Origin of the sequence: Rubricella aquisinus, assembly GCF_014199445.1 — a bacterium.
In the GTDB taxonomy this organism is placed as follows: domain Bacteria; phylum Pseudomonadota; class Alphaproteobacteria; order Rhodobacterales; family Rhodobacteraceae; genus Rubricella; species Rubricella aquisinus.
The window spans coordinates 40,320-55,208 of the sequence record NZ_JACIJS010000006.1 but is presented as its reverse complement, the minus strand read 5'-3'; the positions used below and the strand labels follow the sequence as shown (position 1 = coordinate 55,208).

Here is a 14,889-nt window from a genome sequence, read left to right as displayed (position 1 = left end):
TCCTGCGTCACTTCTCCGCAAATCCGAAAATGCCGTGCGATTGCAAAAATCGAACACTCTTTTTTGAAATCGCACGGTGATTTCAGCCCTGCCCGTTCCGATATGGTTGGTATAACGGTGTCCGCAGGAGACTGAGCATGACCGAACTTGATCTGTTGTTGCGTGGTGGAACGGCGGCGCTGTGCCTGTTTGTGGCGACGCGCTGGCTGATGGGCAATCACACCCATCTGGTGCCGGTTTTCGGGGCTGCGTTTAAGATCAGCGTAGGCATCTATATCATCGTGTCCTACAACGGGCTGAACCCGGACGGGTTCCATGCGCCGTGTTTCTTCTGCTTTCTTGGAAAGCTGCCCGCGCCGTTATTTTGGCTGTTCACGCTGGCGCTGTTTGATGATCGGTTTGAGATCAGGTGGTATCACGCGCTCCCTATTCTCGCGACGGGGGCCATTCATTATGGGGTCGCGGCCATTGATCCGCAGTTGGCAAACCTGCTGGGTCACCTCCTGATGGTGATGCTCTTTACCCATGTCATTGTGATCGCCATCCAGAGCGGCAAATGCGATCTGGTGGACACGCGCATCCTGTTCCGCAAATGGCTCACTGTGCTGGTGCCCGTGGTGGGCATCGCGATCACCATCACCGATTTGATCCATGGCGGGGTGATGACAGGCCTTGCCTCGGTTTTGCAGACCGCCGTGATTTTCGCCGTCGCCTTCTGGTTCGCGATGTGGAGCACCCAGATCGACGGTGCGCTTGTCGATACCCAAACGAGCGAGCCGGAGCCAAGCCCCGACCTGTCTGCCCCCGACCGGATCGAGTTGCGCCGCCTCAATCAGGCGGTGGAGGACGGCATCTGCTTTGAACCGGGCCTGACGATCAGCCTGCTGGCAGAGCGCGTGGATATCCCCGAACATCGCCTGCGTCGCCTGATCAATCAGGGCCTTGGCTATCGCAACTTCAACGCCTTCCTGAATGACCACCGGATCGCAGAGGCGCAACGCCGCCTGTCCGATCCCGCCCGCGCGCGCGAACAGATCATCCAGCACGCCTATGCGCTTGGCTACGCATCGCTTGCCCCCTTCAACCGGGCGTTCAGGGAGCGGTTGGGCACCTCCCCCAGCGCCTACCGATCCGAAGCGTTGGACAGGGTTTTGGCTGAATAACCCCGCGTCGTGGGGGCACCTGCCCCTTGCACCTTGCGCCCTGTTCTGGTCAGCATGTCCGCGCGCGACCAAGGGGATAGGATAAGGCCATGTATCAACCCGCGATTACAGGGACCGGCGTTTTCACGCCCGAGGAAACCATCACCAATGACGAATTGGTCGTCGCCTATAACGCCCATGCCGACCTCTTTAATGCCGAACACGCGGCAGAGATTGAGGCAGGCACAGTCAAGGCAAAACCTCATTCCAGCGCCGAGTTCATCTTCAATGCCAGCGGGATCGAGCGGCGCAATGTGATGAACAAATCCGGCCTTCTGGACCCCGCGCGCATGTATCCCGAACTCCCCCCGCGCGCGGATGATGAACCGGGCATCATGGCCGAAATCGCGATCAAGGCGGCGAAGATTGCGCTTGATGAAGCGGGGCTTGAGGCAAGCGATATTGACGCGGTGATCTGCGCGGCCTCGAACCATGAGCGCGCGTATCCCGCCATTGCGGTGGAAATTCAACAACTCCTCGGCACGGGCGGGTTCGGGTTTGACATGAATGTCGCCTGCTCCTCCGCCACATTTGGCATTCAGGTCGCGGCAGACATGGTGCGCACCGGCTCTGTGCGGCGGGTGCTGATGGTCAACCCCGAGATTTGCTCTGGCCATCTGGAATGGCGTGACCGCGACTGTCATTTCATCTTTGGCGATGTGGCCACCGCCGTGGTGATCGAACGCGCGGAGGACGCGAAAGGTCCCCGCTTTGACGTGATCTCCACCCGCTGCGTCACCCAGTTTTCCAACAACATCCGCAACAATAACGGCTTCCTGCGCCGCACCCGCGATGGCGGGATGGAGGATCGCCGCGACATGCTCTTCATGCAGGAAGGCCGCCGCGTGTTCAAACAGGTCGTGCCGATCGTCAATGAGTTGATCACCAGCCATCTCGCGGATGAGGGGTTCGAGGCAGACAATCTCAAGCGCCTGTGGCTACATCAGGCGAACAAGACGATGAATGATCTGATCGGCAAAAAAGTGCTGGGCCGCACGCCGGAGCCGCATGAACAGCCCAACATCCTGCAGGACTACGCGAACACATCCTCCGCCGGGTCAATCATCGCGTTCTCCCAGAATTCCGCCGATCTTGTGGATGGGGATCTGGGCCTGATCTGCTCCTTCGGGGCGGGCTATTCCGCTGGCTCCGTGATCCTGCGCCGCGTGGCATGAGCGACGGCGCCGGGAAAGAGATCGAGCAGCTCATCGCCCTGATGGCCAAGCTGCCGGGCCTTGGCCCCCGCTCCGCCCGCCGCGCGGTGCTGACGATGATCAAGAAACGCCGCCTCCTCCTAGACCCATTGGCGCAGGCCATGACGGAGGTCGCTGCAACGGCGCGCGAATGCGTGGAATGCGGCAATATCGGCACCAGCGATCTGTGCGACATCTGCACCAGCCCCAAGCGGGACCAGACGATCCTCTGCATCGTAGAGGACGTCTCTGACCTCTGGGCGATGGAACGCGCGCAGGTCTTCTCAGGCCGCTATCATGTGCTGGGCGGTGTGCTCTCCGCGCTCGACGGGATCGGCCCGGACGAGTTGAAACTCCCGAAGCTCGAAACCCGCGTCGCCCAAGGCCAGATCAAGGAGGCGATCCTTGCCCTTGGCGCCACTGTCGATGGCCAGACGACCGCCCATTACCTTGCCGACCGGTTGGAGCCGCTGGGCATCACCGTGACGACACTGGCGCAGGGTGTGCCCGTCGGGGGGGAGTTGGACTATCTCGACGACGGCACGATCTCCGCCGCACTACGCGCCCGCAAATCCCTCTAAAGGTTTCTTTTTTCCCCAAATACCTCGCCCGCGCGGCGAGCGCTCCCGCGCTATCCGCTCTTGCGCCGCTTCATCGCCTCGCGCCGCGCGATATAGAGGGTCGAGCCGATGATGATCACCGCCCCGATCAGCGTCGGCCCGTCGATCCCCTCTCCAAATAGCACATATCCCGCGATCCCGATAAACACGATCCGCAGATAAGCAATCGGCCCCACGACGCTTGCATCGGCAAAACGGTAGGCCTGAATATCGGCAATATTGCGCGCGGCCCCCGTCACCACCAACACCGCCACGATGGACCAGCTTGCAACGCCCACCGGCAGCGCGAAGGACGGTGCCGCAAACGGGATCGCAAAAATCACTGTGATAAACACCGAGGAAATGAACGCGGGCAGCGGCCCATCCTGCTGCGCGATCCCCCGGCTCATGGTCAACGCACCCGCGAACATCAAGGAGGAGCCAAGCGCCGTCACCATCGCCAGTTCAAACGGCACATATCCCGGGCGCAGGATCACCAGCGCCCCCAAAAATCCCGCAATCACCGCTGACCACCGCCGTGGCCCCACCCGCTCCCCATGCACGAGGGCCGCGAGGATCACGGCAAAGATGGGTGCTGTGAAAAACAGGATCGTTGCCGTCGCCAATGGCATTTCGGCAATGGTGTAGAAACCCATCAGGGTGGAACCCGCGATGAAGAAACCGCGCAGCAAATGCGCCTTTGGTTGGCTGAACCGCAACTGGCGGCGCAGCCGGGTAAACGGGATGACGATGGCAAGGATCAAAAGCGCCGACACCCCAGCCCGCAGCAGCAACACCATCGCCGCCGAAAAATCCGCCGACAACGCGCGCACGCTCACCGTCATCGCAGATGCGGTCAGAACGGAGAAGAGCATCCAGCCAATGCCCCGCAAGTTATCCTGCTGGGGCAAGGGCTTCGGTGTGACCGGAGCATCCGGCGGTGCGACAGGCATGACAGTGTCCTTTTGCGCGGGACACTGCGCCTGCCCGGCAAAAAGGTCAATCCGCGAAGGGATCGGTCACAAGGATCGTGTCATCCCGCTCCGGCGACGTGCTGAGCAAGGCCACCGGACAGCCGATCAATTCCTCGATCCGGCGCACATATTTGATCGCCTCTGCGGGCAGATCAGCCCAGGACCGCGCGCCACCCGTGGTGCCCTCCCATCCCGGCATGGTCTCATAGATCGGCTCGACCCGCGCCTGCAAATCCGCCGCCGTGGGCAGGTAATCAATCACCTCCCCATCAAGCGTATAGCCAGTGCAGATTTTCAGCTCTTTCAAGCCATCAAGCACGTCAAGCTTGGTCAACGCGATCCCATGCACACCGCTGGTCGTGCAGGTCTGGCGCACCAGCACCGCATCAAACCAACCACAGCGGCGATCACGGCCCGTTACGGTGCCCTTCTCATGGCCCACCGTCGCCAGATGCACGCCCACTTCGTCAAACAGTTCCGCCGGGAACGGCCCTTCGCCGACGCGGGTGGTGTAGGCCTTGACGATACCCAGCACGAAATCGACCGCCCCCGGTCCCATCCCGGTGCCGGTTGCAGCCATACCTGCAAGCGTGTTGGAGGAGGTCACATAGGGATATGTCCCGAAATCAATATCCAAAAGCGCACCCTGCGCCCCTTCAAACAGGATACGTTTCCCGGTCTTGCGCTTTTCCGCCATCACCCGCCATACGGGTGCCGCGAAGGGCAGCACTTGCGGAGCGACCTCCATCAACCGGGCCTTGAGCTCCGCCCGGTCCACTGGCTCTGCCCCCAGCCCCTTGCGCAGCGCATCGTGATGCGCCAGCAACCGGTCGATCCGCGCGTCAAGCGTCGCCTCATCCGCCAAATCGGCAAGCCGGATCGCGCGCCGCCCCACCTTATCCTCATAGGCCGGGCCGATGCCGCGCCCGGTGGTGCCGATCTTGGCCTTACCGGCGGCTTCCTCGCGGATTTTATCAAGGTCTTGATGCAAGGGCAGAATGAGCGGCACGTTCTCCGCCACCATCAGGCTCTCGCTCGAAATCTCGACACCCTGGTCGCGCAGCTTCGCAATCTCCGAGATCAGCGCCCAAGGATCCAGCACGACACCATTGCCGATGACCGACAGCTTGCCCTTGCGCACGATGCCCGACGGCAGCAGCGACAGCTTATAGACCTTCCCATCAATAACGAGCGTGTGGCCCGCGTTATGGCCGCCCTGAAAGCGGGCGATTACATCCGCACGCTCACTCAGCCAATCGACAATCTTGCCCTTGCCCTCATCGCCCCATTGGCTGCCGACCACAACAACATTGGCCATTTGCGCGTCTCCTTGATGCGTTCGCTTTTCGCGCCTTCCTAACAGGGGTCGGCGCAGGATTGAAGCAGGGAAACTGCGGCGAAAGGAGCCGTGCCACCCCTTTGCCCCGACCCGGCTTCTTTTTTCCACAAATACCTCGCCCGCGCGGCGAGCGCTCCCGCATCATCCATCCATAAATGACGCTTACAGCAAAGCGATGTTCCTGTTATGGTCCCCTCTCATTCAGAACGGAGCCTTTGATGACCGATCCCGCACAGCTTTGGCAAACGCTGCTTGTCACCCCTTGGGCGCTGTTTGCGGGGGGTCTGGTGTTTGGCTGCGTTCTTTTGATGCTCCTTGTGGTGCGGGGTTTGCGCCGGGAGGTGGCTGTTGCCGCGACCGAGCTTGCGGCCCTGCGCGCCGTGCGTGCGGAGCAGGACGTGGCCCTCGCCCGGTTGGAGGAACGCGCGGCACAGGCCGAAACGCTTGAGGCGCGCAACGCGGACCTGTCCGCCGATCTCATTGACGCGAATGAGGCGCTCGCCGCCACCCGCGCGCAACTCACGACGGAGCGGGAAACACATGCCGCCAAACTCGAAGGTCTGACCACCGCCCAAGCGGAGATTGAGCGCAAATTCGGCGAGCTTGCGACCCGCGCGCTTGATGCCAACAATGACCGCTTCCTTAAGGCCGTGTCGGAACGCTTTACGCAGCATAAGCAGACCGCAGATCATGACCTTAAAGCCCGGCAAGAGCGGATCGAGACGATGCTCAAACCGATCCATGACAGCCTCGGCAAGTTTGAAAACCGCGTGGGCGAAATCGAGAAAGCGCGTGAGGGTGCCTACCACGCCATCAGACAGCAGGTTACAACGTTGGCGGAGGGGCAGATCAGGCTCCAACAGGAAACGAACCGCCTCGTCACCGCCCTGCGCGCGCCCAAAACGCGCGGAAACTGGGGTGAATTCCAGCTTCGGCAAGTGGTGGAAATGGCCGGCATGATCGACCATGTGGATTTCCATATGGAGCAATCCGTGACCACCGAAGAGGGCCGCTTGCGCCCTGACGCCACCGTCAACCTGCCCGGCGGCAAGCGCATCGTGATCGACGCGAAAACACCGCTTGATGCCTATCTCACCGCTGCCGGGATGGAGGACGGGCCGGAACGCGCCGCGCAGATGGACGGCCATGCCCGCCAGTTGCGCACTCAGATGCAGGGCCTTGCGAAAAAGAGCTATTTCGACGTGATCGCAGGCTCCCCCGATTTCGTGGTGATGTTCATCCCCGGTGAGGCGTTTTATTCGCAAGCCCTGTCAAACGACCCGACCTTGTTTGAGGACGCGATCCGCAACAAGGTGATTATTGCGACGCCAACGACGCTGATTGCGCTTCTGAAATCCGTCGCCTATGGCTGGCAACAGGAGCGGATGAGCGCCAGCGCGCAAGAGGCCGTTCTGCTGGCGCAGGAGCTTTACAAACGCTTTGGCATCTTGGGTGAACGGCTTGAAAAATTGGGGAAATCTCTGTCCAACACGGTGCGCGACTACAACAGCACCATCGCCACCGCCGAAAGCCGCATCCTGCCGCAGGCCCGCAAATTCGAGGGCATGGCGATTGCCCATCGCGGCGACAGCATCCCAGATGTCAGCCCGCTCGACGTGGACGTGCGCGAAATCGCAGCCCCCGAATTGCGCGATCACGATCCCGACTGACCCGGTTTACATCCCGGCCCAAGCCTGTCAGGCAGGGCGCGCAAAAAGAAGGGATGAGATATGACCGCATCAAAGTCGGGCGACACGGTCGCCTTTCACTACACTGGCACCCTCACAGACGGGACCGTTTTTGACAGCTCCGAAGGGCGTGATCCGCTGGAATGCACGCTCGGAACCGGGCAGATCATTTCCGGGCTCGATGGCGCGCTGACCGGCCTGTCGGTCGGGGACAAGCACACTGTGACCGTTCCCGCCGCCGAAGCCTATGGCGATCATGATCCGCGACAGGTGCAAACCGTGCCGCGCAGCGATCTGCCAGCAGAAATTCCCGTGGCCGAAGGGCTTCAGCTTCAGGCCACCACGCCGGAAGGGCAGACCGTCCCGCTCATCGTCACCGCCGTGACGGAAAGCGAAGTGACTCTCGACGCGAACCATCCGCTCGCCGGGAAGGATCTGACCTTCGCCGTGGAAATGGTGTCGATCAAACCAGCCGCGTAAAACGCGCACCCCCCAGCCCCGATCATGGGGCGGGGGGTCTAGCGGCGAAAGCGCGCCTCAGGCGGCACAGTGCTTTCGCCCACATGCTCCCCCATCCACGCCATCACCGGTTGCGCCCGGTGCCAGACTGACAGCGCATGCTCCAGCGGCACGCGCCCCTGCGCCTCCGACCGGTCGAGCGTTTGCATCAGCAGCACCTGTTTCATCCGCAGATACTGGATGCGGGGGTGATCTTTGGGAAATCCGCGTGGCGCGGTTTTCAGAGCATTGGCGCGATCCTCCAGCCCGGTCGCAATCGCCGCGGAATGACGCGCCGCGAACGCAGCACCGCTGTCTGGCTCAACCAACGCAATGCGGAACCGTTCCAACTGGTCCTTGGCCATATCATAATAGCCCGTCCCCGCCGTCACACCGCGTGAGGAAATGGACACATAAAGTCCGTCAGAGCCACCGCCGACGCCCGACACAACACCGTAAGTGTTTGTCTTATAGGGTGATTTATCCTTGGAGAAGCGAACGTCCCGGTTCTGACGGAATATCTTGACCGCGCCGCCCAACTCCGCGCCGATCTCATCCAAAAGCCGGGTTAGCGGCCCTTTGACCTCCGCCTCGAAGATGTCGCGATGGGCGTCAAACCATGCCTTTGAGTTGTCGCGCTCCAACCCGTCAAACCAGGCAAAACCCGCAGGCCGAAATTCGAGGAACGGGGCTTCCAACATAACAGCACTCCTGTGGTGGACCTGCCTGAGCCTAACCCATATCCGCCTTGCGGCAAGAGCGCACAGGCGCGGAACAGCGCGGGCGGCGCCGCGTTATCCCCCCAATCGACGTGAAAAAGGAGAAACCAATGACCGACGTGACATTCCTGATCCCCGTGCTCGCACTCTTTACGATGCTCGCACTTTTGATTTGGTCGATGTTTGGAAAATATGAGGCGGAAAAGCGCCTCGGGTCCAAGGACACAAAACCAAGCGCATTGGCCAAGGATGGCGACGCGCATGAGAAGAACGCCGCCTGATCGAATGGCCCGCGCTGACACCAGCGCGGGCCGTTTTCGCTCTTAGAATTTCAACGCTTTTGCCTGACGGACCTGCGGCAGCGCCGCGATCTCCGCGATCGTCTCTTTGGAGAGTTCCGCATCCACACCCAAAAGCGCAATCGCTTCTTCGCCCTTGGCCGCACGGCCCAGCGCGAAGGTCGCGATGTTCACGCCCAGATCGCCCAGCTTCATACCCAGCGCACCGATATAGCCCGGCGTGTCCGAGTTGGTGGTGTAGAGCATGAATTGCTGCGGCTCTGCTTCCAGCCCGATCCCCTTGATCTGGATAAAGCGCGGCTTGCCATCCGAAAATACGGTGCCCGCGACGGAGCGGGTCTGGTTTTCGGTGGTCACGATCAGACGCATGTAGGAGCCATAAGCGCCCTGCGGGTCTTTCTTTGTCTCGGTGATCTTCATGCCCCGCTCGCGCGCCACGAAGGGCGCGGACACCATGTTGACGGCCCCTTCGCCCACGATGGGGCGCAGCATGGCCGCGGTCAGGGACGCGATGAGCGGCTTGAGGTTCAGCTTGCCAACCTCGCCGACAAATTCGATCTCGATCTCTGTCACCGGGCTTTCGGTCACTTGGCCCGCGAAACCGCCAAGCATATCGGCCACCTCGACCCATGGTTTCAGAAGCGGTGCTTCCTCCGCCGTGACGGAAGGCGCATTAAGCGCGTTCGACACCGCACCATCCATCAGATAGTCCGACATCTGCTCAGCGACCTGAAGGGCCACATTCTCCTGCGCCTCCCCGGTGGAGGCCCCCAGATGCGGAGTGCAAACCACGTTCGGCGCGTCGAAAAGTGGGTTTTCGGTCGCAGGCTCCACAGCGAACACGTCAAACGCGGCCCCGGCGAGCGCTCCGGAATGGAGCGCCTCGGCCACAGCGGCCTCATCGACCAGACCACCGCGCGCGCAGTTGATCAGGCGCGCGCCCTTCTTGAACAGTTTGACCCGCTCTGCGTTCAGCAGGTTCGCGGTCTTTTCCGTCTTGGGAAGGTGCAGCGTCACGAAATCGGCCAGCGGCAGCAATTCCTCAACCGTTTCAACCTTGGTCACGCCGATCTGTTGCGCGCGCTCGGCGGACAGGAACGGATCGTAGGCAACGACCTTCATCTTGAGCCCCAGCGCCCGGTTCGCAACGATGGAGCCGATATTCCCGCAGCCAATCACACCAAGCGTTTTGCCGGTGATCTCGACCCCCATGAATTTCGACTTCTCCCATTTGCCCGCGCGGGTCGATGCGTCAGCCGCCGGAATTTCCCGCGCCACCGCAAACATCATCGCGATAGCATGTTCTGCGGTGGTGATCGAGTTGCCGAAGGGCGTGTTCATCACCACGATCCCTTTTTGGGACGCTGCAGGAATGTCCACGTTATCGACACCGATCCCAGCGCGGCCAATCACTTTCAGATTGGTCGCTTTGCTGAGGATTTCAGCGGTCGCTTTGGTCGCGGACCGAATGGCGAGGCCATCGTAGTTGCCGATGATCTCCGCCAGTTTGGCTGGATCCTTGCCCAGTGTCGGCTGGAAATCCACCTCGACCCCACGGTCGCGGAAAATCTGAACGGCGGCTTCGGAAAGTTTGTCGGAAATGAGTACTTTAGGCATGTGTCTTGTCCTTTGGAGCGAGGCGCGGCGCGCCCTTGATCGCTGGTCCGGCACCGGGCCGGACCCTTCATGATGTGTCAGCTATCGGCTTTGGCGGTGTGGAACGCCCAATCAAGCCATGGCGTCAGCGCCTCGATATCGGCAGTGTTCACAGTTGCGCCGCACCAGATGCGCAGGCCCGCAGGCGCGTCCCGGTATCCGCCAATGTCATAGGCGGCCCCTTCGGCATCCAGCATCTTGACCATCTTCTTGGTGAAAGCCTGCTGTGCGGCATCATCCATCGCAGCGATCTCAGGATCAGCGACTTTCAGACACACGGAGGTGTTGGAGCGGGTGGCAGGATCAATGGCGAGGTTTTCCACCCAATCCGTGCGGTCCACCCATGCCTGCAAGGCGGCGAAATTCGCGCCAGCCCGCTTTTGCGTGCCAGCCGCCCCGCCTTGGCCCGCGATCCATGTCAGTGCGTCCTGCGCATCCGCAATCGCGAGCATCGAGGGCGTGTTGATCGTGGCCCCGGTAAAGATGCCGTCGATCAGCTTGCCACCTTTCGTCAGCCGGAAGATTTTGGGCAGCGGGCGGTCGGGGGTGTAGCTTTCCAGCCGCTCCACCGCGCGCGGCGACAGGATCAGAACGCCATGCGCGCCCTCCCCGCCCATCACCTTTTGAAAGCTGAACGTGGTCACGTCGAGCTTTTCCCACGGCATGTCCTGCGCATAAACCGCGCTGGTTGCATCGCAGAAGGTCAGGCCCGCGCGATCATCCGCGATCCAATCTCCGTCCGGCACCCGCACGCCAGAGGTCGTCCCGTTCCAGGTAAAGCAGATATCGGCATCCATCCGCACGGTGCTCAGATCGGGCAACAATCCGTAATCGGCCTCAATCACCCGGCAGTCATCCAGCTTGAGCTGCTTGACGGCATCTGTGGCCCAGCCTTTCCCGAAGCTTTCCCAGACCAGCATATCGACCGGCCGCGCGCCCAGCATGGACCACATGGCCATCTCGTAGGCGCCCGTGTCAGAGGCGGGCACGATCCCCACGCGGTAGCCTTCGGGCACAGCGAGTGTGGAGGCGATCATGTCGATGACATTTTTGATCTGCGCCTTTGGCCCTGCCGCACGATGCGACCGCCCGAGGAAAGCGATCTTGGCAATCTCAGCCAGATCGTAACCGGGGCGTTTGGGGCATGGACCAGAAGAAAATTCAGCACGCGCAGGCACAACCTGCGGCTTTGTAGGGAAGCTCATGGACGGCTCCGTCGTCAGGGCGAAATTCCTGAGCCTGCCCCCGTTCGCCCTTAACCGGGTGACCTGCCCGCAGCCTCTCTATGACTGCGCCCCGAAACCGTCAACGCCAAAAATGTCGCTTATGCCCCCCAAAATGCCGCGGACCTGTTTCCGATCGGAAACACGCATCACCGGTGATGATAGATCGCCTCACAATTCATCGGTTGCGCAACCGGGCGGGTTTGGAAACACTGCCCCAAATTCTTTTTTCCACAAATACCTCGCCCGCGCGGCGAGCGCTCCCGCATTCTCCACCCCACCGGACCTGCGCATATGACACGACACCAGCCCGACTGGCGCGATTTTGCCACGATTGCGGCCCTCGGTTTCATCTGGGGGTCGAGTTTCATGGCGGTGGAACTGGCCATTGACGGATTCGGACCGTTGACCGTGGCGGCAGGCCGCATCGTGCTCGGCGCGGTTGCGCTGATCCTGATTGCCCGTGTTGCGGGACAGCATATGCCCAAGGATCGCCGCGTCTGGCTGGCGGCAGCCGGAATGGGGATCATGGCGAATGCCCTGCCCTTTACCCTGATCTCCTTCGGTCAGCAGAATGTGACCAGCGCGTTTGCGGGCATCGCGATGGCCGTGGTGCCGCTCCTGATCCTGCCGCTGGCGCATATTCTGGTGCCGGGAGAGCGGCTCAACTGGCTCAAGGCGCTTGGCGTGACCGCAGGATTTATCGGCGTCGTTGTGCTGATCGGTCCCGGTCCCGGGCTGGTCGATGCGCCGATCCTGTCGATGCTGGCCTGTGTGGCGGCCGCGTGCTGCTATGCCGTGGCCTCGATCATCACCCGGCTGTCGCCCCCGGCGCCGACGCTTGCGTTCTCCGCTGCGGGTCTGGCCATTGCCTCTGCCGTGATGATCCCGATCACCTTGGCCTTTGAGGGGCTGCCGACGGCGTGGCCGATGGTCGCCTCCCTTGGCGTGCTCTATCTGGGTCTGATCCCCACCGGGCTTGCCACGCTCCTTTTGGTGTTTGTGATCCAGCGCGCGGGGCCCAGCTTTTTCACCCTCGTGCATTACCAAGTGCCGGTCTGGGCCATGGCACTGGGGATCGTGATCCTGGGGGAGGACGTGCCGGGCCGCTTCGCCATCGCCTTGGTGCTGATCCTGTCGGGCCAATTGATCAGCCGCAGAGGGCTCGTAAAATGAAAACCGATTGGATCAGTTGGGCGGGAGTTTTGTCCCTGTCGATCATGTGGGGCTCTGCCTTTGCGCTGACGGATGTGGCGCTGGGTGGCGCGGGGCCGGAGGTCGTTGCCTTCTCCCGCATCTTCCTTGCGGCCATCGTGATCACGAGCGTGGCCCTTTTGACCGGAAAAGGCCTGCCGCGCACGCTGGAGCATTGGGGCTGGTGCACGGCCGTCGGGCTTTTGTCGCTGGCGCTTCCGTTCATGCTGATCTCTTGGGCGCAGCAAACTCTGGCAAGCTCCATCACCGGGGTTCTGATCGGTGCAGCCCCCCTGTTCATCCTCCTGCTTGCGCGCCTGATCCTGAAGGAAGCGATCCGCCCGCGCCAATGGATTGGCTTTGTGGTGGGTGTGATCGGGATCGCGGTGCTCAGCGGGATTGAGGCGATCCTTGACGGCGCGCCGCCCTTGCCGCAACTCGCCGTGATCGCAGCGGCCCTGTGCTATGCGGGCTCCTCTGTCACGACGAAGGTGATGCCGCCGTTGCACCCCTTTAGCGCCACCGCCGCCGGGCTGATCGTCGCCACGCTGATGCTCGCACCCTTTGGCGCAAGCGGCTTCGTGACCGCCCTGCCGGACGCGCCGCACGGGCCGTTGATGGCGATCCTTGCGCTGGGATTGGTGCAAACCGGGGCCGCGCAAATCCTGCGCTACTACACGGTGAAACGCTCCGGCCCGGTGTTCATGTCGATGGTCAGCTATCTGATCCCGATCTGGGCGGCCCTTCTGGGCGTGACCTTCCTGTCGGAACCGATCACCCTTCGGATGCTCGCGGGCTCCGCTCTGATCCTGTCGGGCCTCTTTATTGCGCGCAACCGCCCGAAACGGGATTAGACCGCGCGCTCCAATGCCGGATACCGCGCCGCCAAAGTGACCGCGCGCAGGATGAAGAACAGCATCAGCGCCGCCCACAGCCCGTGATTGCCGAACAGCGGCACAAACGCCATCAGGATCAGCCCATAGCCTGCGGCCGAGATGATCATCATGTTGCGCATGTCCCGCGTCCGCGTCGCCCCGATGAATATCCCGTCTAGCATGAAGGCAGGCAGCCCCAGAATGGGCGCCATCACACACCAGATGAGATAGGATTTCGCGGCCTCCTGAACCTCTATGGCAGTGGTCATCCGCTCCACGATCAGAGTGCCTGCCAGCGCATAGGACAGCGCAAGGGAGATCACCACCACGCCGCCCCAAAGACTGCCCAAAATCGCGGCCCGCCGCAGCGCCGCCCGGTTGCGCGCCCCCAGCGCCTGCCCCACCAGCGCCTCCGTCGCGAATGCAAACCCATCCAGCAGATAGGCGGAGATCGTGAAAAACTGCAAAAGGATCTGGTTGGCAGCGAGCGTCACATCCCCCAGCGCGGCCCCCTGAAACGTCACTGACAAAAAGCAGACCTGCAACAGGACGGAGCGGATCATGATGTCCCCGTTCACCCCCATCATCCGCGCCACGCGCGCGCGGTCAAACACCCGCGCCCGGTTCCGCCACGCACCCGACGTGAACGCCCCGCAACAGAGGTATAGGCCCAACATCAGCCCAACCCATTCCGCGATCAATGTCGCCGCCGCCACCCCCGTTACCCCCCAGCCAAGGCCCAGGACGAACCACAGCGACAGCACGATATTCCCGCCATTCATCACAAGTTGCAGCACAAGAACCGCGCGCGTCTGCTCGCGTGCGATCAGCCATCCGGTGATCGCATAGCCCGCAATCGCGGCGGGCGCGCCCCAGATACGCAGGGCGATATAGTCCCGCGCAAGGCTTTCCACCTCCGCACTTGCGGGGGAGATGGCAAAGGCCGCGCGCATCACTGGGCCTTGCAACAGGATAAACGCTGCCCCCGCCGCAAACGCGATCAACAGCGCGCGTGACAACAGGGCGGAGACTTCCTGCGCATCCCCGCGCCCTTCCGCTTGTGCCACAAGCCCGGTCGTTCCCATCCGCAAAAAGCCGAAAATCCAGTAAATCGCGGACAGGATCACGGCCCCGATGGCCACCGCCCCAATGGGCTCGGCCCGGCCAAGCTGGCCAACGGCAAAGGTATCGACAGCCCCCATCAGGGGGATTGTCGCATTCGACAACACGATGGGGATCGCAATCGCCAAAACCCTACGATGGGTGATCGCTTTCGGCGTTATGGCAGTGGCGTCAGACATGCCAGAGCCTTTTCACGCGCGCCCCTGCCCTGTCCAGCGCGAAACACCCATGGTTTCTTTTTTCCACAAATACCTCGCCCGCGCGGCGAGCGCGCATCTCTCCGGCCCAACCAACGGGTTCGAAGCAGA

The 14,889-nt window shown here is 62.0% G+C and carries 14 protein-coding genes; 8 read left to right on the top strand and 6 right to left on the bottom strand.

The window, feature by feature from the left end; all coding sequences use genetic code 11:
- The first annotated feature begins 137 nt into the window (after window positions 1-137).
- The 3 genes from FHS89_RS10570 (at window position 138) to recR (ending at window position 2,976) form a co-directional block, all read left to right on the top strand.
- A complete protein-coding gene (locus FHS89_RS10570) occupies window positions 138-1,163 on the top strand; it encodes an AraC family transcriptional regulator (RefSeq protein ID WP_184011421.1) in 1,026 nt (341 codons plus the stop codon).
- A gap of 89 nt (window positions 1,164-1,252) precedes the next feature.
- On the top strand, window positions 1,253-2,377 hold the full coding sequence (locus FHS89_RS10565; protein WP_184011420.1) for a beta-ketoacyl-ACP synthase III: 1,125 nt from the start codon (window positions 1,253-1,255) through the stop codon (window positions 2,375-2,377).
- On the top strand, window positions 2,374-2,976 hold the full coding sequence (gene recR, locus FHS89_RS10560; RefSeq protein WP_184011418.1) for a recombination mediator RecR: 603 nt from the start codon (window positions 2,374-2,376) through the stop codon (window positions 2,974-2,976). Before FHS89_RS10565 ends, recR begins: the two co-directional genes overlap by 4 nt.
- Before the next feature lie 50 nt (window positions 2,977-3,026).
- Here recR and FHS89_RS10555 read toward each other — a convergent pair whose 3' ends face one another.
- Window positions 3,027-3,947 (bottom strand): DMT family transporter, encoded by a 921-nt coding sequence (locus FHS89_RS10555; protein WP_184011416.1) that lies wholly within the window; start codon window positions 3,945-3,947, stop codon window positions 3,027-3,029.
- Window positions 3,948-3,993: 46 nt separating this feature from the next.
- A complete protein-coding gene (locus FHS89_RS10550) occupies window positions 3,994-5,286 on the bottom strand; it encodes an adenylosuccinate synthase (RefSeq protein WP_184011414.1) in 1,293 nt (430 codons plus the stop codon).
- Between the two features lie 239 nt (window positions 5,287-5,525).
- On the opposite strand from FHS89_RS10550, the gene FHS89_RS10545 reads away from it, so the two are divergent.
- Both FHS89_RS10545 and FHS89_RS10540 read left to right on the top strand, forming a co-directional pair.
- Entirely contained in the window at window positions 5,526-6,977 is a 1,452-nt protein-coding gene (locus FHS89_RS10545; protein WP_184011412.1) for a DNA recombination protein RmuC, read from the top strand.
- Window positions 6,978-7,037: 60 nt separating this feature from the next.
- Window positions 7,038-7,475: an FKBP-type peptidyl-prolyl cis-trans isomerase gene (locus FHS89_RS10540; RefSeq protein ID WP_184011410.1), complete on the top strand. Its 438-nt coding sequence runs from the start codon at window positions 7,038-7,040 to the stop codon at window positions 7,473-7,475.
- A gap of 38 nt (window positions 7,476-7,513) precedes the next feature.
- On the opposite strand, the gene FHS89_RS10535 is transcribed toward FHS89_RS10540, so the two are convergent.
- Complete coding sequence (locus FHS89_RS10535; protein WP_184011408.1) at window positions 7,514-8,194, bottom strand: DUF2461 domain-containing protein; 681 nt, start codon at window positions 8,192-8,194, stop codon at window positions 7,514-7,516.
- Window positions 8,195-8,322: 128 nt separating this feature from the next.
- On the opposite strand from FHS89_RS10535, the gene FHS89_RS10530 reads away from it, so the two are divergent.
- Entirely contained in the window at window positions 8,323-8,493 is a 171-nt protein-coding gene (locus FHS89_RS10530; RefSeq protein WP_184011406.1) for a hypothetical protein, read from the top strand.
- A gap of 42 nt (window positions 8,494-8,535) precedes the next feature.
- Here FHS89_RS10530 and serA read toward each other — a convergent pair whose 3' ends face one another.
- Window positions 8,536-10,128: a phosphoglycerate dehydrogenase gene (gene serA, locus FHS89_RS10525; protein ID WP_184011404.1), complete on the bottom strand. Its 1,593-nt coding sequence runs from the start codon at window positions 10,126-10,128 to the stop codon at window positions 8,536-8,538.
- 77 nt (window positions 10,129-10,205) lie between these two features.
- A complete protein-coding gene (locus tag FHS89_RS10520; protein ID WP_184011402.1) occupies window positions 10,206-11,372 on the bottom strand; it encodes a phosphoserine transaminase in 1,167 nt (388 codons plus the stop codon).
- Between the two features lie 312 nt (window positions 11,373-11,684).
- On the opposite strand from FHS89_RS10520, the gene FHS89_RS10515 reads away from it, so the two are divergent.
- Together FHS89_RS10515 and FHS89_RS10510 are read left to right on the top strand one after the other, a co-directional pair.
- Window positions 11,685-12,566 carry a DMT family transporter gene (locus FHS89_RS10515; protein WP_184011400.1) on the top strand — a complete coding sequence of 294 codons (882 nt, stop codon included), beginning with the start codon at window positions 11,685-11,687 and terminating at the stop codon, window positions 12,564-12,566.
- Window positions 12,563-13,438: a DMT family transporter gene (locus FHS89_RS10510; protein WP_184011398.1), complete on the top strand. Its 876-nt coding sequence runs from the start codon at window positions 12,563-12,565 to the stop codon at window positions 13,436-13,438. Before FHS89_RS10515 ends, FHS89_RS10510 begins: the two co-directional genes overlap by 4 nt.
- On the opposite strand, the gene FHS89_RS10505 is transcribed toward FHS89_RS10510, so the two are convergent.
- Window positions 13,435-14,760 carry an MATE family efflux transporter gene (locus tag FHS89_RS10505; RefSeq protein WP_184011396.1) on the bottom strand — a complete coding sequence of 442 codons (1,326 nt, stop codon included), beginning with the start codon at window positions 14,758-14,760 and terminating at the stop codon, window positions 13,435-13,437. The genes FHS89_RS10510 and FHS89_RS10505 overlap by 4 nt on opposite strands.
- Between the last annotated feature and the right edge of the window lie 129 nt (window positions 14,761-14,889).

Excerpts from the sequence above, each read along its gene's own strand:
- FHS89_RS10570 (WP_184011421.1), top strand. The coding sequence starts at position 138 with ATGACCGAACTTGATCTGTTGTTGCGTGGTGGAACGGCGGCGCTGTGC.
- FHS89_RS10565 (WP_184011420.1), top strand. The coding sequence starts at position 1,253 with ATGTATCAACCCGCGATTACAGGGACCGGCGTTTTCACGCCCGAGGAA.
- recR (WP_184011418.1), top strand. The coding sequence starts at position 2,374 with ATGAGCGACGGCGCCGGGAAAGAGATCGAGCAGCTCATCGCCCTGATG.
- FHS89_RS10555 (WP_184011416.1), bottom strand. The coding sequence starts at position 3,947 with ATGCCTGTCGCACCGCCGGATGCTCCGGTCACACCGAAGCCCTTGCCC.
- FHS89_RS10550 (WP_184011414.1), bottom strand. The coding sequence starts at position 5,286 with ATGGCCAATGTTGTTGTGGTCGGCAGCCAATGGGGCGATGAGGGCAAG.
- FHS89_RS10545 (WP_184011412.1), top strand. The coding sequence starts at position 5,526 with ATGACCGATCCCGCACAGCTTTGGCAAACGCTGCTTGTCACCCCTTGG.
- FHS89_RS10540 (WP_184011410.1), top strand. The coding sequence starts at position 7,038 with ATGACCGCATCAAAGTCGGGCGACACGGTCGCCTTTCACTACACTGGC.
- FHS89_RS10535 (WP_184011408.1), bottom strand. The coding sequence starts at position 8,194 with ATGTTGGAAGCCCCGTTCCTCGAATTTCGGCCTGCGGGTTTTGCCTGG.
- FHS89_RS10530 (WP_184011406.1), top strand. The coding sequence starts at position 8,323 with ATGACCGACGTGACATTCCTGATCCCCGTGCTCGCACTCTTTACGATG.
- serA (WP_184011404.1), bottom strand. The coding sequence starts at position 10,128 with ATGCCTAAAGTACTCATTTCCGACAAACTTTCCGAAGCCGCCGTTCAG.
- FHS89_RS10520 (WP_184011402.1), bottom strand. The coding sequence starts at position 11,372 with ATGAGCTTCCCTACAAAGCCGCAGGTTGTGCCTGCGCGTGCTGAATTT.
- FHS89_RS10515 (WP_184011400.1), top strand. The coding sequence starts at position 11,685 with ATGACACGACACCAGCCCGACTGGCGCGATTTTGCCACGATTGCGGCC.
- FHS89_RS10510 (WP_184011398.1), top strand. The coding sequence starts at position 12,563 with ATGAAAACCGATTGGATCAGTTGGGCGGGAGTTTTGTCCCTGTCGATC.
- FHS89_RS10505 (WP_184011396.1), bottom strand. The coding sequence starts at position 14,760 with ATGTCTGACGCCACTGCCATAACGCCGAAAGCGATCACCCATCGTAGG.